The sequence below is a fragment of the Actinoplanes sp. NPDC049598 genome, assembly GCF_040675435.1.
Classification (GTDB): Bacteria; Actinomycetota; Actinomycetes; order Mycobacteriales; family Micromonosporaceae; genus Actinoplanes.
Genome location: NZ_JBFAOX010000041.1, coordinates 27,225 through 53,041, shown reverse-complemented (window position 1 = coordinate 53,041; position 25,817 = coordinate 27,225). Strand labels below are relative to the sequence as shown.

Below are 25,817 nucleotides of genomic sequence, written 5' to 3'. Positions count from 1 at the left end.
GCTGTGACGACGCGCTCAGCCGAGCTGCTCCGGGTCGCCCACACCACGCCCGGCGTCACCCGGGCCGCCGCCGCCCGCCTGCTCGGCATCGGCACCGGCGCCACCACCGAGCTCGTCGCCCGCCTGGCCCAGGCCCACCTGCTGGCCGAGGCCCCCGCCGCCCCCAGCGGCGCCCGCGGCCGCCCCACCACCGTCCTGGTGCCCCACCCCGAAGGTCCTTTGGTCCTGGCCGCCGAGATCACCCACGAGTCCTGGCGCATCGACGTCGTCGAACTCGGCGGCACCACCCTGACCTCCCGCTCGGCCCACCACGAAGACCCGTCCTGGCCCGCCGTGGCCGCCGCCATCAACGCCGCCATCACCGAACTGCAAAAGGCCTACCCCTCCCGCGTCCGGGCCATGGGCGTCTCCGTCCCCGGCACCGTCTCCCGCACCCTCCACCTCGACGCCGCCAACCTCGGCTGGCACGACGTCGACCTCACCGCCCTCCGCCCCGCGCTGATCGACGCCCTCGCCTCCTCCACATCCCGCCGCGCCGCCGCCGGCCCCCTCACCCCTTCGACGCCCGGGCTGTCCGGTGGCGTCCGCGCGCGCACATCGGGCGCTCCTGAAGCGCCCGGCTCCTCGAGTGCGATCGGTGCGCGCACATCGGGCGCTCCTCAAGCACCCGGCTCCTCGAGCGCGATCGGTGCGCGCTCATCCGGCGCTCCTCAGGCGCCCGGCTCGTCCCGCACGATCGGCACCCGCGTCTCCGGCGCCCCCCATGCCACCGATGGCGGCGTCACGAGCGCCCCACACTCAGCCGGCCGAACCCCGCTTGTCTTCGTAGCCGGCAACGACGCCAGCCTGGCCGCCGCGGCCGAGTCGGCCCGGGGTGCGGCCGCCGGCGCGCAGGTCGCTCTGCACCTGCGCATCGAGGGCGGCCTCGGCGGCGCCGTCGTCGACCACGGCCACCTGATGATCGGCGCGCAGGGTGCCTCGGGCGAGTTCGGCCACATGCCCTTCGGCGACCCGGCGATCACCTGCCCCTGCGGCGCCCAGGGCTGCTGGGGCACCGCCGTCGACGGCACCGCCCTGGCCCGCCACCTGGGCCACCCACCCCCGCGCGACCCGGTGACCTACGCCCGCCGCATCATCGCCTCCGCCACCCGCCCCGAACCGGTCGAGCAGGAGGCCCGGGTCGGGGAAGTTCGGGCTGAACGCGATGCCGTGCGGGTGGTTGCTGCGGCGCTGGGAAGGGGCATAGCGGGGCTGGTCAACGCGCTTGACGCTGACCTGGTGACCCTCGGCGGGGTGGGGCCTGATCTGCTGGCCGCGGCGGAAGAGGAGATCCAGACCTCCTATCGGGCTGGGCTGATGGCCATCCGGCGGGACGACCCGCCGCCGATCCGGCCGGCGGCGCTGGGATCGGACGGGCCGATCGCCGGCGCGGCCGAGGAAGCCTGGGCCAGCCTCATCCCGCACCTCGCCTGACGGAGCCGCCTCGCTCAGAACGCCATCACCCGTCTCACCCGGTAGAGGCAAGGCGGAACCAACCGGCACCGCTGGGGCAATCAGCACGGCCGGGGCAATCGGCACAGCTAAGGCTGTCGGCCCGGCCGAGGCAATCGGCACAGCTGAGGCTGTCGGCCCGGCTGAGGCAACCGGCCCGGCTGAGGCTGTCGGCCCGGCTGAGGCAACCGGCACCGCTGAGGTAACCGGCACCGCTGAGGCAATCGGCGCGGGAGAGTCAGCTGGGTGCTGAATCAGGCGGGTGGGCTGAGCCGGGCGGGCGCTGGGTCGGGTGGGCGCGGCTGACTCGGGTCGGCACGGCCGAATGAGGTGCTGTGGCCTGGGCGGGAGGTGCTTGATCGTCGCGAGCGGGGGGAGCGGCTTCGAGGAAGGAAGGATGCTTCATGGCAGGAAGCCTGGCATGGCTCGGTCCGGTCGCGCCGAAGTAATTTGCTGCCTGTGGATAACTCGGAGCCGGCCCGATTTGTCCGGGCGCGGGGCCATCGCCGAAGGGCGTGACGAGCCCGAGCTTGGACGAATAGGCCTAGGCGGAGGAGGGCCGCCGCAGCGACGGCCAGCCGCGCCCGGGCGGCCGGCGTGGGCTTCGCCTGGGCGCGGCTGGCGTGGGCTTGGGTCGCCGCCGACGACCGGTCCGGCTAGGTGGCGGCCGACGGCTGGTCCGGCTGGCTGGCGGCCGACGGCTGGTCCGGCTGGGTCGCAGCCGACTGCGGATTCGGCTGGGTCGCAGCCGACGGCTGGTCCGGCCGGGTGGCGGCTGACGGGCTGTCCCGCTGGGGAGGCCGCGGTGGCCGGTGGCGGCTTCGGTGGGGTCAGCTGGGGCCGCAGTAGCCGGCGACGGGGCTCAGCCACTCGGTGAACTGCGGTTCGATGGTGGCGTTCAGGTCCTTCAGGGACTTGATTTTGGTGATGTATTTGCGGTCGACGGCGCTGGCGTCGACCTTGGCCGCCGAGGTCTGGCCGGCGGCCATGAACTCGGGGTCTTCCGCGGTGGCGGTGTCGGTGCGGATTTTCGCGGCGACGGCCTTCAGTTTGGCGGTGGCGGCGTCCTCGGCCCTCTTGGCCTCGGCGGGCTGCTTCGCCTCCTTGTAGGTGATCATTTTGCCCATCGCGGCGCCGAAGTCCTTGAGCTCGACCGAGTACAGCTTCTGCAGGTTGCCGCAGACCAGCTCGGTGTTGGCCGAGTAGTCCGGCTCGGGCGAGGCGCTGGGGGAGGCGCTCGGCGCGGGTGCGGCCGCCTCTCCCTCATCGGGGCTGTTCGCGTCGCAGGCGGCGCCGGTCAGCAGGGTGCCGGCGGCGATCACGGCCAGGAGGGCGCGTCGCATGAGGGGTGATCCTTCTCGTCCGGGGGTCGGTGGGCCCCGCCGACGTTACGTTCCGCTCGGCGCATCGTCCAACCGTCGGTGATCACCGAGATACCTACAGCCCGCCCGCGGCCGCCGTCGCGGGCGGGCTGTGCGGTCCCCCGTCGGGGCACTGCACGCCGCCGTACCGGGCTGGGGCGATGCGTTACATCCCCGGTACGGCGGCGAACCTCAGACTGCCGGTAGGCGCTCTTGTTTCGCTGTCGTCCCGCTCTCGACAGCCCGGTTAGGCTCGGTGCCTCGAGGAGGAGGGCGGGGGGACGGGCAATGCGGTACCGCATTCTCGGGCCACTGACCGTCACCGTGGACGGGCAGGACGTCACCATCACGGCTGGCCGTGATCGCATCGTGCTGGCCATGCTGCTGCTTCACCCTGGTCGGGTGGTGAGCGCCGGGGCGCTGGCCGACGCCGTGTGGGGCGCCGATCCGCCGGCCACGGCCCGCGGCCAGTTGCAGACCTGCGTCTCCCGCCTGCGCCGGATGCTGCCGGCCGGCACCATCCGGACCGATCCGGCCGGTTACCGCGTCGAGCTCGGGCCGGACGAGCTGGATCTCGCCGTTTTCGACCGTCTGGTGAGCGCGGCCCGGGCGGCCGGCGACGCGGCGGCGTACCGCCAAGCCCTTGATCTTTGGCGTGGCCCGGCGCTGGCCGGGGCCGAGAGTGAGGCCGTCCGCAGCGCGGGTCTGGTGCTGGACGAACGACGGGCGGCCGTCACCGAGGAGTGGGCCGAGCTGGAGCTGGCCGCCGGTCACGACCGGGAGATGGTCGGTGTGCTGACCGCGCTGGTCGAGCGCTACCCGCTGCGGGAAGGGCTGCGCGGGCAGCTCATGACGGCGCTGTACCGGGCGGGCCGGCCGGCCGACGCCCTGGCCGAGTTCCGGCGGGCCCGGCAGGTGCTGCGCGATGATCTCGGGCTCGAGCCCGGCGCCGAGCTGCAGCAGCTGCACAAGTCGATCCTGGCGGGCGATCGGCCGGGCACGGCGAAGGCGGTCCGGTGGCTGCCGCGTACGGTCGGCGACTTCACCGGCCGGGCCGCCACGGTGAGCCGGCTGGTGGCCGCGATCGAGGGCGAGGCGGGTGACCGGCCGGTCGTCGCGGTCGTCGACGGCATGGCCGGCAGCGGCAAGACGACGCTCGCCCTGCATGTGGCGGCCCTGCTCGGCGACCGCTATCCCGACGCGCATCTCTTCGTCGACCTGCGCGGGCACAGCGCCGAGCGGCCGCTCGAGCCGGCCGAGGCGCTGCTCGTGCTGCTGCGCCAGCTCGGGGTGGACGCCGGGCGGATCCCGCCCGAGCTGGTCGACCGGATCGGCCTGTGGCGCACCGAGGTGGCCAAACGCCGGGTGCTGGTGCTCTTCGACAACGCCGCCGCCAGCGCCCAGCTGGCCGAGCTGCTGCCGGCCACGCCGGGCAGCCTGGCCCTGGTCACCAGCCGGCGGCGGCTGGTCGGCCTGGACGGCGTGCACCCGGAGTCGCTGGAGGTGCTTCCGCACGCCGAGGCGGTGGCCCTGCTGGCGCGGATCGTCGGGGACCGGGTCGGCGCGGAGCCGGCGGCGGCGGCCGAGGTGGCCCGGCGCTGCGGTGGTCTGCCGCTGGCCCTGCGGATCGCCGGGGCCCGGCTGGCGCACCGCCCGCGCTGGCGGGTGGCGGATCTGGTGCGCCGGCTGTGCGAGTCGGCTCTGCCCGAGCTGGCGGCCGAGGATCGGTCGGTGGCCAGCGCTTTCGCGGTTTCTTACAGCCAGCTGCCGTACGGGGTCAAAGCAGTCTTCCGCCTCCTGGGGCTCTGTCCGGGCACCGAGTTCGACGCGCTCACCGCGGCCGCGCTGACCGGGCTCGCCCGGCCCGCCGTCCAGGACGTGCTCGACGATCTGGTCGACGTCCACCTGATCGACGAGCCCGAGCCGGGTGTCTCCCGGATGCACGATCTGCTGCGCGAGTTCGCGGCGGCGCTGGCGGCCGAACTCCCGGCCGCCGACCGGGTCGAGGCTTTACGCGGGCTGCTCGACCAGCAGTTGCACGCGGCCACGGCGACCAACCTCCGGGCGTACCGCCAAGGGGTGGAAAGGGACATCGGCCTGCTCACGCCGCTGCGGCCGGATCTGCTGGCGGCGCTGACCGATCCGGGCGCCCGTCTCGACCGGGAGCGACCCCAGCTCGGGAGGTACGTGGCGGCCGCGGCCGCCGTCCCGGAGCTGGCCGGTTACGCCTGGCGGTTGCCGCGCGCCGCCTGGCGTCACCTTTATATGGGCGCCTACCTGGACGACGTCTTCAGCCTGCACGAGCAGGCCCGCGTGATGCTCGAGGACGGCGACGACCATGCCGCCACCGCCACCATGCTGAATTATCTGGCCTCGGTGCACTGCCGCCGCTCCCGCAACGACGACGCGATCCCGCTGCTGGAGCGGTCCATCGCCCTGCGCCGGAAGGGAGGTGACCGCGATGCTTTGGCCCAGGCCATGTCGAACCTGGCCGTGGTCTACCACGAGATCGGGCGATGGGAGAAGAGCATCGAGCTGGCCCGGGAGGTACGCCGGCTGACCGCGGCCCGGCACGGCCGCGACGAGATCAACACGCTGGCCAACAACTACCGGCGACTCGGCCGGTACCGGGAGGCGCTGCGGTGCTACCGGTTGCGCCTGCTGGCGCAGATCGAGAACGACGATCCCACCCGGATCGGGGCCAGCCTGGTCTACATCGCCGTGGTCAAGCATCAGCTCGGTGACGTGAGCACGGCTGCGGCCATCCGCCAGGTCCGGGCGGCCCTGCGGCTGATCCAGCGGGCTGGCTATCTGCACGGCGAGGCCGACGCGCGGGACCAGCTGGCCCTGCTGCTGGCCGCCGACGGGCGGCTCGACGAGGCGGTCGCCGTGCACCGGCTGGCCGTCGAGACGGCCGAGCAGGTGCGCAACAAGGAGCAGGAGTCCCGGTTCTGCCTCGGCCTGGGCGCGACGTTGCGGCGGGCCGGCGACGGCGCGGGCGCCCGGGCCATGGTCGAACGATCGCTGCGGCTGGCCCGGCAGGCCCGGATGCCCTACCGGATCGCCGTGGCCCAGGCCGCCTTGGGCGAGTGCCTGGCCGGCGAGGACCCGGTCGAGGCCCGGCGGCTGCTCGGCCTGGCCCGCGCCGAGCTGGCCGTCCTCAAAGCGGCCGAGCTGCCCGCCGTCGAGAAGCTGATCGCGCGACTCGGTGGCGAGGATCATCTGCGCACCGGCGCTGTGGGAGAGACGATAAGGGCGTGACTACTGACGAGAGCGGTTACCGGGTCGAGAAGGACACGATGGGCGAGGTCCGGGTGCCGGCCGACGCCCTGTGGCGGGCGCAGACGCAGCGGGCGGTGGAGAACTTCCCCATCTCCGGCCGCGGGCTGGAGCCGGCCCACATCAAGGCACTGGCCCAGATCAAGGGTGCGGCGGCGCAGGTCAACGCGGCGCTGGGCGTGCTCGAGGAGGATCTGGCCAAGGCCATCGCGACGGCCGCGGCCCACGTGGCCGAGGGCGGCTACGACGACCAGTTCCCGATCGACGTCTTCCAGACCGGGTCGGGCACCTCGTCCAACATGAACGCCAACGAGGTCATCGCCACCCTCGCGTCGCGCGAGCTGGGCCGCGCGGTGCACCCGAACGACCACGTCAACGCGTCGCAGTCGAGCAACGACGTCTTCCCGTCCTCGATCCACCTGGCCGCCACCGAGGCCGTGACCGCGACCCTGATCCCGGCCCTGGAGCACCTGCACACGGCCTTGCGGGCCAAGGCCGAGGACTGGGACGACGTGGTCAAGAGCGGCCGCACCCACCTCATGGACGCCACGCCGGTCACCCTGGGCCAGGAATTCTCCGGCTACGCCCAGCAGGTGGCCAACGGCATCGAACGGTTGCGGTCGACGCTGCCGCGTCTGGCCGAGCTTCCGCTCGGAGGCACAGCGGTCGGTACGGGGGTGAACACCCCGCCCGGCTTCGCGCCCAAGGTGATCGACCGCCTGCGCGAGATCACCGGCCTGCCGCTGAGCGAGGCGCGCGACCACTTCGAGGCCCAGGGCGCCCGCGACGGCCTGGTCGAGGCGTCGGGCCAGCTCCGGACGATCGCCGTCGGGCTCTACAAGATCGTCAACGACATCCGCTGGATGGGCTCGGGCCCGCGGGCCGGCCTGCGCGAGCTGCGCCTGCCCGACCTGCAGCCGGGCTCGTCGATCATGCCGGGCAAGGTCAACCCCGTGGTGCCCGAGGCCGTACGCCAGGTCGCCGCGCAGGTGATCGGCAACGACGCGACCGTCGCCTTCGCCGGCACCCAGGGCGACTTCGAGCTCAACGTGATGCTGCCGGTGATGGCCCGCAACATCCTCGAGTCCATCCGCCTGCTGGCCAACGCGTCCCGTCTGCTGGCCGACCGCTGCATCGACGGCCTTCTCCCCAACACCGACGTCGCGCTGGCCTACGCCGAGGGATCGCCCTCGATCGTCACCCCGCTCAACCGTTTCCTGGGATACGACGAGGCCGCCGCGATCGCCAAGCAGGCGCTGGCCACGAACCAGTCGATCCGCGACGTCGTGATCGAGCGCGGCCACCTCAAGTCCGGCAAACTGACCGAGGAGCAGCTGGACACCGCCCTCGACGTCCTGCGGATGACCCGCCCGTAGCGCGTTGTGGACAACCTGTGGATAACCGCCCCGTCCGGTCCCTCGGGCGGGGCGGGAATCGGCTTGGCGGGGCCGGTACCCTTGTCAGGTGAGTTTGCGCTTGTATGACACCGCGACCCGATCCGTCCGGGATTTCGTCCCGAAGACGCCCGGTCAGGTCGGGATCTACCTGTGTGGTCTCACCGTGCAGTCGGTGCCGCACATCGGTCACCTGCGCTCGGCCGTCAACTACGACGTCCTGCGCCGCTGGCTGCTGCACACCAACTACGAGGTCACCTTCGTCCGCAACGTCACCGACGTGGACGACAAGATCCTCGACAAGGCGCAGGCCCAGGGCCGGCCGTTCTGGTCGATCGCCTTCGCCAACAAGCTGGTGCTCGACGCCAACTACCGCGACCTCAACGTGCTCCCGCCGACCTACGAGCCACTGGCCACCGCGCACATCCCCGAGATGCACGAGCTCATCTCGACCTTGATCGAGCGCGACCGGGCCTACCCGGCGCCCGGCGGCAACGGCGACGTCTACTTCGACATCACCTCGTACAAGGAGTACGGCGCGCTCTCCGGCCAGAACCCGGACGACATGCGCCCGCCGTCCGACGGCGGCGAGCCCGACAAACGCGACTACCGCGACTTCGCCCTCTGGAAGGGCGTCAAGGCCGACGAGCCGTCCGACGCGTCGTGGCCGTCGCCGTGGGGCCGCGGCCGTCCCGGCTGGCACATCGAGTGCTCGGCGATGGCGCGGCGCTACCTCGGCGACGAGTTCGACATCCACGGCGGCGGCGTCGACCTGACCTTCCCCCACCACGAGAACGAGATCGCCCAGTCCCGCTCGGCCGGCCTGCCGTTCGCGCGCTACTGGGTGCACCACGCGCTGCTCAACCTCGGCGAGGCCAAGATGAGCAAGTCGCTGGGCAATGTGATCGACCTCGACGCCGTCCGGGCGATGGGCATCCGCGAGGTCGAGGTGCGCTACTACCTCGCCTCGCCGCACTACCGCTCGCGCATCGACTACTCGGACGACGCTCTGCGGGAGGCTGCCACCGCGTACCGCCGGATCGAGGGTTTCGTGCAGCGCGCGGCCGAGATCGTCGGCCCCGGCCGGCCGAAGGACGTGCCCCCGGCCTTCGCCGCGGCCATGAACGACGACCTCAACACGTCGGCCGCGCTGGCCGTCGTGCACGATTGCATCCGGGAGGGCAACAACGCCCTCACGGCCAACGACGAAGCCGGCATCCGCGGGGCGCTCACCGCCGTCCGCGCGATGCTGGGTGTGCTCGGCCTCGACCCGCTCGACGAGAAATGGACCGGTGGCGCCGCGCAGAGCGACCTCAAGCCGGTCGTCGACGCGCTGGTCAAGCTGGCGCTCGAGCAGCGCGCGCAGGCCCGGGCAAGGAAGGACTGGGCGGCCGCCGACTCGGTGCGCGACCAGCTCAAGAACGCGGGAATTCAGGTGGAGGACACTCCGGCCGGGCCGCGATGGACGGTAGGAGAGCACTGATGCCGGGAAACTCCCAGAACGCGAGCAAGCGGGCCACCGCCAAAAAGGGCGCCGCGGTCGGGTCGGGCGGTAAGAACCGCTCCGGCCTCAAGGGCAAGGGCCGCACCCTGCCCGCCGACGAACGGCCGTGGCACAAGGGCTACTCGGGCACCGAGAAACTCCCCGACAAGACCGCCCGCAAGCAGGAGAAAGAGCGCCGGGCAGCGGCCGCCGAGGGCCGCGCGCCCAAGATCGGCATCCCCGGCACGAAGGACACCACCTGGGGCCGGGGCGGCGGTCGCGGCGTGCCCCAACGCGGCAAGTTCACCCCGCGCGGTGGCCCCCGGGTCGCCCCCGGCCGGCGCTCCAACCCCACCAAGGAAGGCCCCGAGCTGCTGCTCGGCCGCAACCCGGTGGTCGAGGCGCTGCGGGCCGCGGTGCCGGCCACGGCGCTCTACGTCGCCCAGGGCATCGACATCGACGAGCGGGTCACCGAGATCGTCCGCACCGCCGGCGACCGCGGCATCCCGATCCTCGAGATCGGCCGCAACGAACTCGACCGGATGACCGGCGGCGTCCTCCACCAAGGCATCGGCCTGCAGGTCCCGCCGTTCGCCTACGAGAACTTCGACGACCTGGTCGCCGCCGCCCTCGAACAGCCGGCCCCGCTGCTGGTCGCCCTCGACGGCATTACCGACCCGCGCAACCTGGGCGCGGTCATCCGATCCGTGGCGGCCTTCGGCGGCCACGGCGTCTTCATGACCGAGCGTCGCGCGGCCGGCATCACCGCGACCGCCTGGCGCACCAGCGCCGGCGCGGCCGCCCGCGTGCCGGTCTCGCAGGTGGTCAACCTGACCCGCGCCATCAAGGCCGCGCAGAAGGAAGGCTTCACCGCGATCGGCCTCGACGCCGACGGCGAGACAGACCTCTACCAGCTCGAAGCGGCCGTCGGCCCGCTGCTCGTGGTCGTCGGATCGGAAGGCCGCGGCCTGTCCCGCCTCGTCGGCGAGACCTGCGACCTGCGCGTCAGCATCCCGATGGCCTCGGACGTGGAGTCGCTGAACGCCAGCGTGGCCGCCGCAGTGACCTTGGCCGAGGTGACCCGGCGCCGCTCCTACGGCCAGTGACAGGCCGTTAGTCTTCATGGACCCACCCGCCCGTGATCACGGGCGGGTGGTCGTCTTTGGCGGGCACGTTCACCTTCAGCGCGTAGGAGCGGGTGCCGCCAGAGTCGTTGTTCAAAGGGGCGGCGGCTGCTGGAGTGGGGACCATGACCAGGGCGGTCACCGCGGCGTACAACTTGATCTTCACGGAGTGATCAACGAGGGGGAGGATCTTGGGGCGTTGTCCCGGGATCTTGGGGCGCTGCTCCGGAGCACGGTCGTGCGGATCGGGAAGACCCGTCAGGCACCGGTCGTGCGGATGGGGAAGACCCTGGGGCGCTGCCCCAGACCCCGGTCATCGCTGCTGGGATCGGAGTGAGGGGCGGAAGGGCGGGGCTTGGGTGATCCCGTTGCGGCGCCGAGCGAGGGAATCGCGCTTGGGTGGGGTGCGCAACCACACCCCGGTTGCACACCCCACCCAAGCGCGATCAACCCCACACGTCGTCGCAACGGGATCACCCAAGCCAGAACCAACCAGGTCGTGGGCGCTGCCCCACCTGAGAAATGCGGGCGCCACCCGGCCCAGAAGACGCGGGTGCCGCTCCGCCTAGCCGGCCGCGCACTCGCGCCTCCGACTGACCCGCTTGCGCGCCACGCGCCCTTCCTCCGCTGCCCACTCCGAGAGCCGCAGACGCTGCCAAGTCCCAACGCGCCCGGCGGATGTAGGGCCACTGCCTGACCTCCCACCGCCTGGTGGTGGAGGTGGCGGCGCTGCTTGGCGTTGGTCGCGCCTTGGTGGGCGGGGCGGCGCTGCTTGGCGTTGGTCGCGCCTTGGTGGGCGGGGCGGCGCTGCTTGGCGTCGGTCCCGCCCTGGTGGATGTGGCGGCGCTGCCTGGCGTCGGTCCCGCCCTGGTGGATGTGGCGGCGCTGCCTGGCGTCGGTCCCGCCCTGGTGGATGTGGCGACGCTGCCTGGCGTCGGTCCCGCCTGGCGGACCTGTGATCGCCGAAGGCGCCAGATCCGCCCCCACCCCACCGCGAGCGGCCCCCTCACCGCAACCACCGCACCGTGGGGGTCTGGGGGCTCGGCCCCCAGGTAGATACGCGAGATGGCAAGGCGTGCGCTTCTTGCAAGCAGACTCCTCCGCCAGCGAGCCCCCGGTCGGGATCGAACCGACGACCTCCCGTTTACAAGACGGGTGCTCTGGCCATCTGAGCTACAGGGGCGGGTGGTGCGGGGCCCAGCATATCTGCTGTGGGCTTATGGGCCGCCCTTGGCATGACGTGTAAAAAGCTTTACGTTTACGGGGCTGTTTCCACTCGGATCGTCCGGCACGTTCCTGCCGGTGGAAAGGAAGTCGCTGCACCATGGCTACGGTTACCTATGACAAGGCCTCTCGTATTTACCCGGGGGCTGAGCGTCCCGCGGTGAACGAGTTGGATCTCGAGATCGGTGACGGGGAGTTCCTCGTTCTGGTCGGCCCTTCCGGTTGTGGCAAGTCGACCTCGCTGCGCATGCTGGCGGGGCTCGAGGATGTCGACCGGGGTCGGATCCTCATCGAGGGCAAGGACGTCACGAATCTTCCTCCGAAGTCGCGCGACATCGCGATGGTCTTCCAGAACTACGCTCTGTACCCGCACATGTCGGTGTACGAGAACATGGCCTTCGCGCTGAAGCTGCGGAAGACCTCGAAGGCGGAGATCGACCGCCGGGTCAAGGAGGCCGCGGCTCTCCTGCAGCTCGACGAGTACCTGTCCCGCAAGCCGAAGGCGCTTTCCGGTGGTCAGCGCCAGCGTGTCGCCATGGGCCGCGCGATCGTGCGTGAGCCGCAGGTGTTCCTCATGGACGAGCCGTTGTCGAACCTTGACGCCAAGCTGCGTGTCCAGACGCGTTCGCAGATCGCCACGCTGCAGGCCAAGCTGGGCGTCACCACCGTGTATGTGACGCACGACCAGGTCGAGGCCATGACGATGGGTCACCGGGTGGCTGTCATGCTCGACGGTGTGCTGCAGCAGGTGGACACCCCGCGTGCGCTGTACGACACGCCCGGCAACGTCTTCGTGGCCGGCTTCATGGGCTCCCCGGCCATGAACATCAAGACTGTTCCGCTGACTGAGGCCGGTGGCCACTTCGGCACGCTGGCGGTTCCGCTGACCCGCGAGCAGACCGCGGCCGCGCAGAGCGGCGGCGGCAAGGTCACGATCGGTTTCCGTCCGGAGGCGGCTGACCTGGTGTCGGAGAACGATGGCGGCTTCCCGATCGTCGTCGACCTGGTCGAGGACCTCGGCTCGGACGCCAACGTGTACGGCCACGCCGAGCTGGAGGGTGGTTCGGAGCGCTTCACGGTCCGTACCGACCGGCGCCACATGCCCAACATGGGTGAGACGGTGTACGTGAAGCCGCAGACGAACGCTCTGCACGTGTTCAACGCTGAGTCCGGCGTCCGCATCTGACGTCCTGACCCAGCTGAGAGGCGGCCCCCGGTGGGGGGCCGCCTTTTTCATTCGGCGAAACGGGTCACGATGAAGTCTTTGTCGGCGACGCAGGCCAGCACCGACGTGTTCCAGGCGCACGTGCTGGTGCGCACGCCTTGCAGCGGGCCCAGCTGCACCGGGTCGTCGCCCAGGTGGCGGCCGGCCACGGCCGGGTCGTCGACGTAGCCGACGAGGGGCTTGCTGAACTCGAGGATGTTGGCGGCGTCGAGGCGTACGGCATCGAACTTGCCCGTGCCGACCTGCTCGCCCGCCGCGTCGATCAGGGTGGTTTCGGGGGTGGTGGAGCGGGCCAGGACAGCCTCGCCGACCGGGACGAGGGTCTCGGCCTTGGCCGCCTTGCGGGACCAGAGCTTCCCACCCTTGGCCACGTCGAGCGCGATCACGGTGGCGTTCTCGTCGCCGTAGCCGGTCGATTCGATGGCGCAGACCCGGTCGTCGCCGCAGGGCGTGAGGCCGCCCAGCTTGGCGGTGGCGGTCGGGGCGGTGTACGTGACGTCGGGCTCGCCGAGCTGGTCGAGCTGGTAGGTGACGATCCGGTCGGCGTCCTCGTCCTCGCGGACGATCAGGCGGCCGTTGTGGGCGACCACGTCGTCGTCGGTGTCGGCCACGTTGGCCCGGGAGGCGATGATCTTGCCGGAGTTCGCGTTCAGGACCCGGACCGAGTGGTCGGGGGTGATCTGGACCAGGCGCGGGTCGTCGCCCGGGTCGGCGTCGAAGGGCCGGCCGGTCAGGCCGGCCGGGCCGTCCAGATCGGCCGGGGTGGTGACCAGGTGGACGGCGGTGGGCGAGGTGGACTCGCCGGGGTCGGGCTGGGCCCAGGCCTCGCTGCCGTCGTCGAGCTTCAGGCCGAGCAAGCGGCGGCCTTGCCGGTCCGCGACGATGGCGCGGTCCCCGGCGAAGTAGACGACATCGTCGCGGCCGAGGGTGCGCTGCCAGCGTTTGTCGCCCCGGCCGGCGTCGAGGATGACCAGTTCGCTGGTGCCTTTGCTGGAGTCGGTGTCGCTGAACAGGGCGACGCCGTCGGGGAGGGCGACCATCTCCTGCCAGCGTTGGGCGACGCCGGTCTCCCGGTGGCTCCAGGCGGCGGATTTTTCTCCGGCGTCCAGTGCAACGACTCCGAGGTCTCCGTTGTCGTAGTTGGTGCTGGCGAAATAGACCCGGTCGCCTCGGACGGCGGCGTCGGACCAGGCCGAGCCGATCTCGACGACGGGCGGCACGTGCTGCAGCTCGGAGAGGGGGTGGTAGTCGAGAGAGGGGTGGCGCGGCCAGAGGGTCCAGGCGAGGGCGCTGCCGCCGGCCAGCAGGAGGGCCAGGGCGGCGGCACCGGCGATGGTCCACGTTCGGCGGCGGCTCTTGGCGGCGGGATCGGGGGAGGCTGCGGGTGGTGGCGTGGGCGGCTGCCAGGGCGCTTCGGGAGCCGGCTCGGGGGAGCCGGGCGCCGCGGCCGAGGACGTCGGTGAGCCCGGCTGCGTGCCCGCCGGCGAACCGGGTGCCGGGGCCGACGAGGTGGGCGAGCCGGGCGCGAGGTGGCCGGCGGCGATCGCAGCGGCTTCTCCGGCGGCCCACGGGTCGACGGCCTCGACGTACTCGCGCTCGTCCGTTTTGTCGGCCGCAGAGAGAGGGCTGGCCCAGGGAGAAGGGGCGGCTTGGGCGGAGGGTCCTGAGTGGGCGGAGCCTGCGGGTGAGGGGGAGGAAGGCGAGCCGGCTGGGGAGGGCGCGGTGGCGGGGTCGGTTGGCGACGTGGCGTGGGTGTCGGTGAGCGGGGGTGGGGTGGCTGTGGTGGGGGCGTGGCGGAGGGTGGCGCCCTCGGCTACGGGGAGTTCGGGTTGTTCGAGGACGGTGGGGGCGATGCCGAGCTCGCTGTGCAGCAGGCGGGCGACCAGGGGGACGCGGGACGAGCCGCCGACCAGGAAGAGGCCGGCCAGGTCGGCGGGGGTGAGGCCGGCGGCGGCGATCACGGTGGCGGCTTCGGCGACGGCGCGGCGGATCAGCGGGTCGGCGGCGGCCTCGAGCTCGTCGCGGGTCAGGTGGACGGCCTGCTCGACGCCGGGGACCGGGACGGGGGCGAAGGAGCTGCGGGACAGCATCTCCTTGGCGCCGCGGACGTCCTCCCAGAACTGGCGGCGCGCGCGCCACTGGGCCAGGGTGACCGGCTCGGTCAGCGCCTGCCAGGCGGCGGGCTCGGCGCCGCTGAGCGACTTGCCGAGATGCTCGACCAGGGCCGCGTCGATGTCGAGGCGGCCCAGGTCGTCGGCGCCGCCGGAGGCCGCCACGGCGAACGTGGTGGCGTCGCGGCGGACGACGGCTATGTCCAGGGTGCCGGCGCCGAAGTCGAAGACGGCCAGGGCGGACTTGTCGGGCAGGGGGCGGCGCAGGACCTCGGCGAAGTAGCGGGCGGCGGCGACCGGCTCAGGGACCAGGGCTGTGTCGGACGGCTGACCGAGGGTGTCCGGAGGCCAGCCGGCCTTGTCGAGGGCGTGGGTCAGCACGGCCCGGCGGCGGGCGCCCCAGGCGGCGGGGTAGGTGATCACGGCCGGGGGCAGGAAGCCGGCGGTGGCCACGGCCTCGCGGGCGACCGCTTCGAGCAGGGCGGCCAGGAGATCGGCGACGCCGACGGTGGCGCCGTCGCCGAGCATCACCGTGTCCTGGTCGACGTGGCGTTTCGGGTGCGGCTCGAGGCGGCCGGGGTCGGCCTGGCCGAGGCGCAGCGCGTCGGCGCCGACGTGCAGGCGGCCGGTGGGGTCGAGGAAGACCGCCGAGGGCAGCAGCGGGCGGCCGTCGAACAGCAGCGGCCGGGTGCGCCCGTCGGGCCGGCGCAGCATCGCCACCGTGTGCGAGGTGCCGAGATCCACACCGAGCACGTAGCCGTCGGTCATGCGCGTCATGCTACGACCTGGGTACGACGCGATCAGCCACCTATGGTGGTCGCCATGCGCATCGAACGGGTCGAGAAAGCCGAGGCGGTCGAGGCCGCAGCCGGCTTGTTCGACGGGCCGCCGCTGCCGGCCGCGACCGAGCGTTTCCTCGCGTCGCCGGGCCATCACCTGCTTCTGGCCTACGACGACGAAGGCGTACCGGTCGGGATGGTCTCAGGGGTCGAGATGACCCACCCGGACAAGGGGACCGAGATGTTCATCTACGAGCTGGGTGTGACCGAGGGCGCCCGCCGTCACGGAGTGGCCACCCGCCTGGTCGAAGAGCTGGCGGGGATCGCCCGCCGCAACGGCTGCTACGGCATGTGGGTCGGCACGGAGCCGGGGAACGTCGCCGCCCGCGCCACGTACCGGCGGGCCGGCGCCTCCGAGGAGGCGCCGTTCACGCTTCTCAACTGGGATTTCATAGACGGAGAGCACGCATGACGAGCCCGACCCGCACCTTCCTGACGCCGATGCGCGCGCGTTCGGCCGACGAGCCGCACCGCGTCTCGACGCCGCTGGAGCTCTTCTTCGATCTCTGCTTCGTGGTCGCGGTGGCCCAGGCCGCCCTGCCGCTGCACCACAGCATCGCCGAGCACCACGTGGGCCATGGCCTTTACGGCTACCTGACCGTGTTCTTCGCGATCTGGTGGGCGTGGATGAACTTCACCTGGTTCGCGTCGGCCTACGACACCGACGACGACGTCTACCGGATCACCACGCTGGTCCAGATCGCCGGCGCGCTGGTGCTGGCGGCCGGCGTCGAGGCGGCCTTCGAGCGCACCGACTTCCTGCTGATCACCATCGGGTACGTCATCATGCGGCTGGCCCTGGTGTCGCAGTGGCTGCGCGCGGCCCGGTCCGACCCGCAGCGCCGGGCGACCGCGTACCGGTATGCGATCGGCGTGACCGCGGTGCAGGTGCTGTGGCTGCTGCGCCTGCTGATCCCGCACGACTCGCCGTGGATCGCGCCCGCCTTCATCGCGCTGGCGTTGCTGGAGCTGGCCGTGCCGGTGTGGGCCGAGGCGGCGCCGGGCGGCCCGACGACCTACCACCCGCATCACATCTCGGAGCGGTACGGCCTGTTCACCATCATCGTGCTGGGTGAGGCGGTGCTGTCGGCGACGGTGGCGTTCCAGAGCGCCTTCGAGGAGGGCGAGGGCAAGTACCAGACCGAGCTGATCAGCTTGGCCGTCTCCGGGATCGTGATCGTCTTCGCGTTGTGGTGGCTCTACTTCGACCGGTCGGCCCACAACCTGATCACACGGCTGCGCACGTCGCTGATGTGGGGTTACGGCCACTACTTCATCTTCGCGGCGGCGGCCGCGGTCGGGGCCGGTCTCGGGGTGAACGTCGACTACGTGACCCATCACGCGGAGATCTCACGGACGATGGCCGGGTACGCGATCGCGGTGCCGGTCGCGGTCTACCTGCTCTTCGTCTACCTGCTGCACATCCGGCCGCACCTGAGCGGCCCGCTGCTGCTGATCTTCCCGGTCTTCGGGGTCCTGTGCCTGCTGACGCCGCTGGTCGCGGGCTCGATCGAGATCCTGGCCGGGCTGCTGGTGGTGCTGGTCGCGGTCAACTCGGTGCTGGGCCGGCGCCGCCCGGACCGGATCGGCTGAGCCCGCGCAGCACGATGTCGAGACCGCCGGCGAACTCGCGGTCGGCCGAGACCGCCCGGGCCGCCCGGGCGGTCTCGGCCATCATCGGGAAGTCGCTCTGGGCCGCGATGACCTCGGTGCCGGGGCCGGCCAGCGCGCCCAGTTGGCCTTGAAGCAGGGCGCCGTTGAGGTAGCCGACCAGGCCGCGCAGGGCGATCACCCGGTTGGCCCCGGTGAAGCCGGCCGCGGCCAGCACGGTCACCACCGACTCGGACCAGCGCAGCAGGATGCGGCTGCGCTGCCGGTTGGCGATCAGCAGCGGGATCGCCTGCGGATGGGGGCCGACCTGGTCGCGTACGCGCAGGGCCAAGGTCTTGATCTGGTCCGTCCAGTGCGGATCGCCGGGTGGTGACGTGTCCAGGTCGCGCAGGCACCAGTCGGTGACGAGCAGCTCGAGCTCGGCGCGGTCGGCGACGTAGCGGTAGAGCGCCATGGTGCTCATGCCGAGCTCGGTGGCGACGGCGCGCATGGTCAGCCCGGGCAGGCCGTCGCGGTCGATGACGGCGAGCGCGGCCGCGGCCAGGCGGTCGGGGTGCAGGGAACGGGCACGGGGCACGGGTTGACAGCGTACGCGGTACGCCTACACGCTTAAGCGTACGACGTACGCCTACGAGGGAGCCGTCATGCGCGAATTGATCGCCGTCGACGGGGCGGCGGTGACCGTCCCCGACCCCGAGCGCCTCATCCACCTGCAGTTCCGGCGTTTTGCCGGCTGCCCGATCTGCAATCTGCACCTTCGGTCGATCGTCCAGCGGCACGCCGAGATCGAGGCGGCCGGGATCCGTGAAGTTGTCGTGTTCCATTCGCCGGCCGAGGAGCTACGGGAGTACGACCTGCCGTTCGCCGTGATCCCCGATCCGGAGAAGAGGCTTTATGCCGAGTACGGGGTGCAAGCGTCGCCGCGGTCGCTGCTGCATCCGCGGGCGTGGGGGCCGGTGATCCGGGCGGTCGCCCGGAGCAGCGTGATGATCGGCCGGCGAAGGGAGGCCGGGCCGGCTGGGAGGCAGCGGCAGGGGCGGCTCGGGCTGCCGGCCGATTTCCTGATCGCGCCGGGCGGGCGCACGGTGGCGAGCAAGTTCGGGCATCACGCCTACGACCAATGGTCGGTCGACGAGGTGCTGCGGCTGGCCGCCGGGTCGGGCAATTGGCTTCGCATGGGCTGATTTCGATGGGACCCATAGTGGGTGTTTTCGCTGGTAACCGCATGGAAATCTGGACGTTTCCATGCGTCGAACGGAATGTCACGGCCTCGTCACGACGTCATCGACCGTAGTGACTTCTATGGAGATCGATCGGAAGATTCGGGAGATGCGCTCAGTCGACCCCCGCTGAGCGCCTTCCTTCCGGAGGACCCGTACGTGAGACAACAATCCACATGGGGCCGTCGAACGTTCATCTCGGTGCTGGCGGCCGGCCTGGCCACCGGCGCGGCGACGATGACCGGCTCGCTCCCGGCCGCGGCGGAACCCGGCGCGGGCCTGCTGCCCGCCGCTGAGCAGAAGGCGTCCGACACGCCCAAGGAGTCGCCGGCCGACACGCTCGGCTCGCACGACGCCGAGTTGCTGGCCCAGGCCGAGGCGGCCAAGAAGAAGAACGTCACGGTCATCATCGCGGCCGAGCAGGGCAAATCGGCCGAGGTCGCCGCGAAGATCAAGAGCCTGGGCGGCGTCGTCGCGCAGCGCTTCGACGAGATCGGCTACGTGCTGGCCTCGGTGCCGACCAGCAAGGTGGTCGCCGCCGCGAAGCTCGCCGGCATCCAGGCGGTCGACCTGGACGAGACGATCAAGCTGCCGGAGACCGACCTGTCGGCCAAGCAGTCGTCGAAGCCGTCGGCCACTCTCGCGCCGCCCGGGCCCAAGACGCCCGCCGCGAACCCGTACCTGCCGACCGACGAGACCGGCTCGGTGGACTTCAAGAAGAAGAACCCGAAGTACGACGGCCGCGGCATCACGATCGGCATCATGGACTCCGGTGTGGACCTCGCGCACCCGGCCCTGCAGAAGACCACCACCGGCGAGCGTAAAATCGTCGACTGGGTCACCGCCACCGATCCGCTGCTGGAGGGTGACGGCTCGTGGCGGGCCATGCTGACCGCGGTCGCCGGCCCCAGCTTCACGTACGCGGGCGCGACCTGGAAGGCGCCGGCGGGCAACTACCGCGTCAACCGTTTCAGTGAGTCGATCACGGCCGCCAGCGACGCGGCGGGCGACGTCAACCGCGACGGTGACACCAACGACACGTGGGGTGTGCTCTACAACCCCGAGACGCACGACATCCGCGTCGACGTGAACCAGAACTTCGACTTCACCGACGACGCCGTGATGCGGCCGTACAAGGAGAAGTACGACGTCGGGTACTTCGGCCAGGACAACCCGGCCACCGCGGTCGTCGAGCGCATGCCGTTCGTCGTCGAGTACCGCGAGGACGTCGACCTCGAGCCGGCCGGCTACCCGGCGGGCACCGTCGGCGACTTCGTCAACATCGGCATTCCGGAGAGCCTGCACGCCTCGCACGTGGCCGGCATCGCCGCGGGCAACGACCTGTTCGGCAACAAGGACTTCGACGGGCAGGCGCCCGGCGCGAAGATCGTGTCGTCGCGGGCCTGCTCGTGGGGCGGCGGCTGCACCGCGGCCGCGCTGACCACCGGCATGGCCGATCTGGTGATCAACCGGCACGTCGACGTGATCAACATGTCGATCGGCGGTCTGCCGGCGCTGAACGACGGCAACAACGCGCGGGCCCAGCTCTACAACGACCTGATCCGCAAGTACGGCGTGCAGATGTTCATCTCGGCCGGCAACAGCGGCCCGGGTGTCAACACGATCGGCGACCCGTCCGTGGCGACCGACGTGGTCAGCGTCGCGGCGAGCATCACCAAGGAGACCTGGCTCGCCAACTACGGCGCCACCACGCGCAAGAGCCAGCAGCTCATCCCGTTCTCGTCGCGCGGCCCGCGTGAGGACGGCGGTTTCAAGCCGAACATCGCGGCCCCGGGCTCGGCCATCTCGCTGAACCCGACCTGGGAGACCGTGGCCGGCCTGGCCACCGTCCCGTACACGCTGCCGATCGGCTACTCGATGCAGAACGGCACCTCGATGGCCTCCCCGCAGGCCGCCGGTGGCGCCGCGCTGCTGCTCTCGGCGGCCAAGCAGAACGGCATCAAGGTCACCCCGGCCCAGCTGCGCCGCTCGATCTACTCGACCGCCGACGCCGTCCCCGGCGAGCAGGTCAACGAGCAGGGCTACGGCCAGCTCGACGTGCCCAGCGCGTGGAACACGCTGAAGCGCAAGCCGGTCACCCGCGACTACACGTCGTCGGCGCCGGTCTGCACCCCGCTCGACGACCTGCTGGCCACCGACGGCCAGGGCGTGGGCATCTACAACCGGTGCGCGGCCTCGGCCGGCGGCTTCAAGGCCGGTCAGACCAAGGTCGTCAACGTCAAGCTCACCCGTACGTCGGGCCCGAGCTACCCGGTGCTGCACAAGCTGTCGTTCAAGGGTGACCGGGCCAACTTCTTCACGACCCCGCTGGTGGCGCTGCCGCTGAAGAAGACGGTCACCGTGCCGGTCGTGGTGCGCGCCAACAGCGGCGTCACCAGCGCCCTGCTGCAGGTGGACGACCCGAGCACCCCGGTGATCGACTTCGAGGTGCTGAACACGGTCGTCACCGGCGTCGAGTCGGTCAAGCCGGCCTACGTCAACACCTTCAAGGGCGCGGTCGACCGCAGCTCGACGACGTCGTTCTACATCAACGTGCCCGTCGGCACGAAGGCGCTGCAGGTCGACCTGTCCGGCCTGACCGCCGGCTCGCAGACCCGCTGGATCGGCATCAACCCGTACGGCGTTCCGGTCGAGGACACGGCGTCGACGGCCTGCTACAGCAACTACAGCGACGAGGCGGCCTGCAAGCCGAGCGAGCGGGCGTACGAGAACCCGATCCCCGGCATCTGGGAGCTCGAGGTCGAGTCCCGGCGGACCACGCCGGTGCTCAGCAACCCGTTCACGCTGACCGCCAAGGTGCAGGGTGTCACGGTGACGCCCGAGACCACGACGCTGTCGAACGTGACGGTGGGCGCGGCCAACCCGGTCACCTGGACCGTGAAGAACAACTTCGGCCCGGTGACGGTCACGCCGCAGGGCGGCTCGCTCGGCAGCGCCAACCGGCAGCGGCCGACGATCGCCGACGGCGCGAGCCAGGAGTTCACCTTCACGCTGCCGGCCGGTTCGACGGCGCTGAACGTGGCGATCGGCAACCCGGCCGACGCCGCGGCCGACCTCGACCTGAGCCTCTACCGGGGGGAGACCCTCGTCGGCTCGGACGCGGACGGCGACTCGGAGGAGTCGATCTCGCTGGCCAACCCGGCCGCGGGCGACTACCGGGTCGTGGTGGACGGCTACTCGGTGCCCGCGGGCTCGACGGCCTACGACTACCTGGACGTCTACTACAGCCCCGCGCTGGGCTCGGTCACCGTGCCGGGCACGGCGGTCACCCTGGCCAACGGGGCCAGCACCACGGTCAGCGGCACGGTCACCGTGGCCGCGGCGCCCGCGCAGGGGCGGCAGCTCTTCGGTGACCTGGCCATCGTGACGAACGAGGGCGCGGTCGTCGGCCGGGCCACGGTCGTCGTGGGGTCGGTCGCCGGCTAGCACGGCAACGTAGAAGGCCCGTCCCTCGTCGAGGGGCGGGCCTTCTCGTCGTCTATCGGTACTGCTTGTCGATCCCGGCGATCGGCCGGCCCTCGGCCGAGAACGGCCGGTGCTCGTCGATCGGCTCCTCGTGCAGGCGCGGGTCCTCGGGCGCGGCGGCGGGCTTGAGCTTGCCGGGTTTCGGCGCCGCGGTCGCGGCCGGGATGACGGCCATGCCGCCGGCCGGGAGGCCGCTGGTGTCCGGGGTGTCCGGGTGGGTGCTGCGGGCCGACCGGGCGATCGGCCGGTCGAGAGCCGGCGCCGGCTGGCCGTCCGGCATCAGCAGGCCGCCGACCACCGGCAGGCCGCCGGAGTTGCCCAGCAGCGGCAGGTTGCGGATCGGCAGCTGCCGCAGCGGGAGCTGCTGCAGGGGGAGGCCCTGCCCGGTCGGAGGCACGTCCCGCAGCGGCTTCTCGAGCACCTGACCGTTGCGGGTGCGCTGCAGCGTGCCGCCGACCACGTCGGCCGCGGGGAGCTGCGGCTTGGGCTCGTTGGCGGCGTTGCCGGGCAGCAGCGGGTTGAGGTCCGGCGTGCTGGTCCGCGGCGCCTTGAACTGCAGGACCGGGTTGTCGGTGACCGGGTTGCCGTTGAGCGAGCTGTAGCGCAGCGGATTCTCCACATTGACGCCGTTGCTCTGACCGAGCAGGTCGGCGAGTCGCTCGTCGAGCTGCTGCTCGGCGGTGCCGGTGCCGGTGCCCGGCAGCAGATCGGCCTGGGCGGGAGTGGCCCCGAACAGGAAGATTCCTCCGGCGAGCACTGCTCCGGCGACGATGGACTTGCGCACTGAACTCCTCCTGGCGACTGGGGGATATTGACCAATAGCCCTAATTCGGACTAAAGGCTCGGATGGGGCAACGAGCGGCCCCGGCGGCGGGTTCCGGCTGACTACGATCGCGACGTGGCAACCGATCAAGGCAGGTCCCTCATGGCGCGGCTGCGCGACCGCACGGGTGACACCCGCCCGCACCTGGTCGTGTGCGGATCGGACGCCCTGGTCTACACGCTGGCCGAGGAGCTCGCGGGGTCCGGGCACCGGATCCGGCTCACCGTGATCACCCCGCCCGAGCTCAAGACGTCGGTGCCCGACCTGACGGTGTTACGGGCGCGGGGCGTACGGGTAATCACCGCGACCCGGCTCGACGAGCGCACCTTCCGCGACGCCGGGCTGGCCGGCGCCCAGGCGCTGGCCCTGGTGATGCCGGACGACATGGTCAACCTGCACGCGGCCCTGTGCGCGCGGGCCGTCGAGGGCGACCTGCGGCTGGTCATCCGCATGTTCAACACCGGCCTGGCCTACGGCGTGCGGCGGCTGTTCGCCGATTGCGCGGTGCTCTCCGACGCCACGATGGCCGCCCCCGCCTTCGTCGCCGCCGCGCTGGGCGAGGCCGCGCCGACCCACTTCCGGCATGCGGCGCGCACGATGAGCGTCGCCCAGCGGGAGGACGTGCCGGAGCGGGCGGTCGTGCTGACGCTGGCCACCTCGGACGGCAACGGGAAGATGACCGTGCTGCCGCCCGAGGGCGAGCCCAAACCCGCCGATCTGGTCCTGGCCGAGGCCGGTCGCCGGCCGGCCGCGCAGACCGTGACGGCCCGCCGGCTGGCCCGGGAGGGGCGGCGCCGGCGGCCGTGGCTGTCGATCGGACGGGCGATCCGGGTCGGGCTGAGCCGCAAGCTCGGCATCGCCGTGCTGATCGCGCTCGGGCTGACCGTGGTCTCGGGGGCGTTCCTGACCCATTTCACCGGCGTGCAGGGGTTCTGGCGGGCGATCTACGTGACGCTGCTGACCATGGTCGGGTCCTCCGATGTGGAGGAGAACAACGCTCCCACCGCTCAGGCCGCCCAGCTCGTGCTGACCCTGGCCGGGGTGGCGCTGCTGCCGCTGGTCACCGCGGCCGTGGTGGACGGCGTGGTCCGGACCCGCCTGGCCCTCAACCGCGGCGAGATTCTCAAGGTCCACACGGGACACATCGTGCTGGTCGGGCTGGGCAATGTCGGCACCCGGGTGCTGCGTCAGCTGATCGATCTGGGGCTGGACGTGGTGGCGATCGACCGCAATCCGGAGGCGCGCGGGGTGAAGGTGGCCGAACAGCTCGGCGTCCCGGTCATCGTCGGCGACGCGTCGCTGGAGGAGACGCTGCGCTCGGCCTCGATCGCGAGTTGCCAGGCCCTGGTCGTGGTCTCCACCGACGACGCGGTCAACCTGCAGGCGGCCCTGCACGCGCGGCAGGCCCGCGACGGCATCCGGGTCGTGTTGCGGCTGTTCGACGACGATTTCGCGCGTCGGGTGCAGGACGCGTTCAACATCGACATCTCGCGCAGCGTGTCGCGGCTCTGCGCGCCGGCGTTCGCCGCGGCGATGCTGGAGCGCGAGGTGCTGGCCACCATCCCGGTCGAGCGGCACGCGCTGCTGGTGGCCGCGGTCAAGGTGATGCCCGGCTCGGAGCTGGACGGCGCGGTTCTTCAGGACGCCGACCGCCCGGAGAGCGCCCGGGTGATAGGGATGACCGCGGCCGGCTCCGAATGGGTCGACTGGGAGCCGGACGCCCGCCGCGTGCTCGCCGGCGGCGACGAGCTCGTGGTGGTGGCCCGCCGGGCCGGTCTGCGGGTGCTGCTCGGGCAGGCCGCGCGGCCGCTGGCGGGCGAGTCAGAGACCGGCGGCCAGTGAGCTGACCTCGACACCGAGCACGGCCTGCTCGTCAGGTTTCTTGGCCAGGATGTCCTTGAGGTAGGACTGGACGGCGGCGGCCATGCCGACGTCGCGCCCGGCCTGCTCGGAGAGCAGCCACTTGTGCTGGATGACCTGGGTGAAGATCTCCTGCGGCTCCAGCTTGCGGCGCTGGTCGGGTGGCACGGCCCGGACCACCGGCTCGAAGACCTCGGTGAGCCAGCGGTGCGCGGCCTGCTGCTCGTCGGTCAGCAGGCTTTCCGCGCGGTAGGTGTCGAGGTCGTTGAGCAGTTGGCGGGCCTGATTCTCCTCGGCGTCGAGGCCGGTCAGGCGCAGCAGGCGGCGGGTGTGGTAGCCGGCGTCGACCACCTTGGGACGGACCCGGTAGCCACCGTCCGTGGTGGACATGGCGACCTCGGCCACGTCGAAGCCGAGCTCGTTGAGCCGGCGGATGCGGCCCTCGATGTCGTGCCGGGCGTCGTCCCGCGGCACTTTCTGCTCATAGGTCACTTCGTGCCACAGCCGTTCGTAGCGGGCCACGATGTCGTCGACCACGGACTCGGGGTCGATCGACTCGTGCAGCAGCTCGGCCGCTTCCAGATCGAGGAGCTCGCCGAAGATGTTCAGCCGCAGGATCTCGACGTCCTCGCTGCGCTGGCCCTCGGACAGCTTCGGGTAGAGGTTGCCGGTCTCGGCGTCGACCAGGTAGGCCGCGAAGGCGCCGGCGTCGCGCCGGAAGAGCGTGTTGGACAGCGAGCAGTCGCCCCAGGAGAAGCCGGTGAGGTGCATCCGCACCACCAGCGCGGCCAGGGCGTCGAGCAGGCGGTTGAGCGTGTTCGGCCGCAGGACGTGCGAGAACAGCGCACGGTAGGGCAGCGAGAACTGCAGGTGCCGGGTGATCAGCACGCTTTCCAGGGGCTCGCCGGTGGCGGCGTCCTCCCGGTCGGTGACGATGCCGACCGCCTCGACGGACGGGAAGTCGATGCGCTCGAGCGCGCGCAGCAGGTCGTACTCCTTCTCGGCGATCCGCTCGCGGGTCTCCTTCAACGCGTAGACCACGTCGTTGAGTTTGACGAAGCGCACGATGTGCCGCGAGATGCCCTGGGGCAGGGCGACCAGGTGATCCGCGGGCCACTCCTCCAGCGGAATGCCCCACGGCAGCTCCAGCAGCGCTGGGTCGACGACGGCGGAGGTGATTCGCACCGAACCAGTGTGCACGGTCTCCCCGCCACGTCGCTGCCGCAGGTGGCTCGTTACACACATGCGAGAACGCCTGATTAGCACATATGTCCCTGATATGACGT

The 25,817-nt window shown here is 71.6% G+C and carries 17 protein-coding genes and 1 tRNA gene; 11 read left to right on the top strand and 7 right to left on the bottom strand.

Features of this window, described 5'->3' with window-relative positions:
* Positions 1-3: 3 nt before the first annotated feature.
* Positions 4-1,473 carry an ROK family protein gene (locus AB0J66_RS46875; protein ID WP_364675166.1) on the top strand — a complete coding sequence of 490 codons (1,470 nt, stop codon included), beginning with the start codon at positions 4-6 and terminating at the stop codon, positions 1,471-1,473.
* Positions 1,474-2,321: 848 nt separating this feature from the next.
* On the opposite strand, the gene AB0J66_RS46870 is transcribed toward AB0J66_RS46875, so the two are convergent.
* Positions 2,322-2,834 (bottom strand): hypothetical protein, encoded by a 513-nt coding sequence (locus AB0J66_RS46870; RefSeq protein WP_364675164.1) that lies wholly within the window; start codon positions 2,832-2,834, stop codon positions 2,322-2,324.
* 306 nt (positions 2,835-3,140) lie between these two features.
* On the opposite strand from AB0J66_RS46870, the gene AB0J66_RS46865 reads away from it, so the two are divergent.
* The 4 genes from AB0J66_RS46865 (at position 3,141) to rlmB (ending at position 10,114) form a co-directional block, all read left to right on the top strand.
* Positions 3,141-6,113: a BTAD domain-containing putative transcriptional regulator gene (locus AB0J66_RS46865; protein WP_364675161.1), complete on the top strand. Its 2,973-nt coding sequence runs from the start codon at positions 3,141-3,143 to the stop codon at positions 6,111-6,113.
* A complete protein-coding gene (locus tag AB0J66_RS46860; protein WP_364675159.1) occupies positions 6,110-7,507 on the top strand; it encodes a class II fumarate hydratase in 1,398 nt (465 codons plus the stop codon). Before AB0J66_RS46865 ends, AB0J66_RS46860 begins: the two co-directional genes overlap by 4 nt.
* A gap of 88 nt (positions 7,508-7,595) precedes the next feature.
* Positions 7,596-9,008: a cysteine--tRNA ligase gene (gene cysS, locus AB0J66_RS46855; RefSeq protein WP_364675156.1), complete on the top strand. Its 1,413-nt coding sequence runs from the start codon at positions 7,596-7,598 to the stop codon at positions 9,006-9,008.
* The gene (rlmB, locus tag AB0J66_RS46850; protein WP_364675154.1) at positions 9,008-10,114 is read left to right on the top strand and encodes a 23S rRNA (guanosine(2251)-2'-O)-methyltransferase RlmB; all 1,107 of its coding nucleotides are present in this window, start codon (positions 9,008-9,010) and stop codon (positions 10,112-10,114) included. Before cysS ends, rlmB begins: the two co-directional genes overlap by 1 nt.
* A 7-nt stretch (positions 10,115-10,121) precedes the next feature.
* Here the strand turns inward: rlmB and AB0J66_RS46845 are convergent, their stop codons facing one another.
* Both AB0J66_RS46845 and AB0J66_RS46840 read right to left on the bottom strand, forming a co-directional pair.
* Positions 10,122-10,298 (bottom strand): hypothetical protein, encoded by a 177-nt coding sequence (locus tag AB0J66_RS46845; RefSeq protein ID WP_364675151.1) that lies wholly within the window; start codon positions 10,296-10,298, stop codon positions 10,122-10,124.
* Positions 10,299-11,241: 943 nt separating this feature from the next.
* Positions 11,242-11,315: transfer RNA gene (locus tag AB0J66_RS46840), tRNA-Thr, on the bottom strand.
* Positions 11,316-11,456: 141 nt separating this feature from the next.
* Here AB0J66_RS46840 and ugpC point away from each other — a divergent pair.
* Positions 11,457-12,542, top strand: a complete 1,086-nt coding sequence (ugpC, locus tag AB0J66_RS46835; protein ID WP_364675149.1) for a sn-glycerol-3-phosphate ABC transporter ATP-binding protein UgpC — start codon at positions 11,457-11,459, stop codon at positions 12,540-12,542.
* A gap of 47 nt (positions 12,543-12,589) precedes the next feature.
* Here the strand turns inward: ugpC and AB0J66_RS46830 are convergent, their stop codons facing one another.
* Entirely contained in the window at positions 12,590-15,460 is a 2,871-nt protein-coding gene (locus tag AB0J66_RS46830; RefSeq protein ID WP_364675147.1) for an Hsp70 family protein, read from the bottom strand.
* Positions 15,461-15,514: 54 nt separating this feature from the next.
* Between AB0J66_RS46830 and AB0J66_RS46825 the strand changes: the two genes are divergently transcribed.
* Positions 15,515-15,943, top strand: a complete 429-nt coding sequence (locus AB0J66_RS46825) for a GNAT family N-acetyltransferase (protein ID WP_364675144.1) — start codon at positions 15,515-15,517, stop codon at positions 15,941-15,943.
* Positions 15,940-17,124: a low temperature requirement protein A gene (locus tag AB0J66_RS46820; RefSeq protein WP_364675142.1), complete on the top strand. Its 1,185-nt coding sequence runs from the start codon at positions 15,940-15,942 to the stop codon at positions 17,122-17,124. The genes AB0J66_RS46825 and AB0J66_RS46820 overlap by 4 nt, the downstream gene beginning before the upstream one ends.
* On the opposite strand, the gene AB0J66_RS46815 is transcribed toward AB0J66_RS46820, so the two are convergent.
* Positions 17,081-17,719 (bottom strand): TetR/AcrR family transcriptional regulator C-terminal domain-containing protein, encoded by a 639-nt coding sequence (locus AB0J66_RS46815; protein WP_364675140.1) that lies wholly within the window; start codon positions 17,717-17,719, stop codon positions 17,081-17,083. The two genes, AB0J66_RS46820 and AB0J66_RS46815, sit on opposite strands and share 44 nt — an antisense overlap.
* Positions 17,720-17,786: 67 nt before the next feature.
* On the opposite strand from AB0J66_RS46815, the gene AB0J66_RS46810 reads away from it, so the two are divergent.
* Positions 17,787-18,326, top strand: coding sequence for a peroxiredoxin-like family protein (locus AB0J66_RS46810; protein ID WP_364675137.1), 540 nt, complete (start codon positions 17,787-17,789; stop codon positions 18,324-18,326).
* Between the two features lie 273 nt (positions 18,327-18,599).
* Positions 18,600-21,809, top strand: coding sequence for a S8 family serine peptidase (locus AB0J66_RS46805; protein WP_364675218.1), 3,210 nt, complete (start codon positions 18,600-18,602; stop codon positions 21,807-21,809).
* 52 nt (positions 21,810-21,861) lie between these two features.
* On the opposite strand, the gene AB0J66_RS46800 is transcribed toward AB0J66_RS46805, so the two are convergent.
* Positions 21,862-22,632, bottom strand: coding sequence for a hypothetical protein (locus tag AB0J66_RS46800; protein WP_364675134.1), 771 nt, complete (start codon positions 22,630-22,632; stop codon positions 21,862-21,864).
* Positions 22,633-22,746: 114 nt separating this feature from the next.
* On the opposite strand from AB0J66_RS46800, the gene AB0J66_RS46795 reads away from it, so the two are divergent.
* Complete coding sequence (locus AB0J66_RS46795) at positions 22,747-24,513, top strand: TrkA family potassium uptake protein (protein WP_364675131.1); 1,767 nt, start codon at positions 22,747-22,749, stop codon at positions 24,511-24,513.
* On the opposite strand, the gene AB0J66_RS46790 is transcribed toward AB0J66_RS46795, so the two are convergent.
* Positions 24,493-25,776, bottom strand: a complete 1,284-nt coding sequence (locus AB0J66_RS46790) for a DUF4032 domain-containing protein (protein ID WP_364675128.1) — start codon at positions 25,774-25,776, stop codon at positions 24,493-24,495. The genes AB0J66_RS46795 and AB0J66_RS46790 overlap by 21 nt on opposite strands.
* Positions 25,777-25,817: the final 41 nt, after the last annotated feature.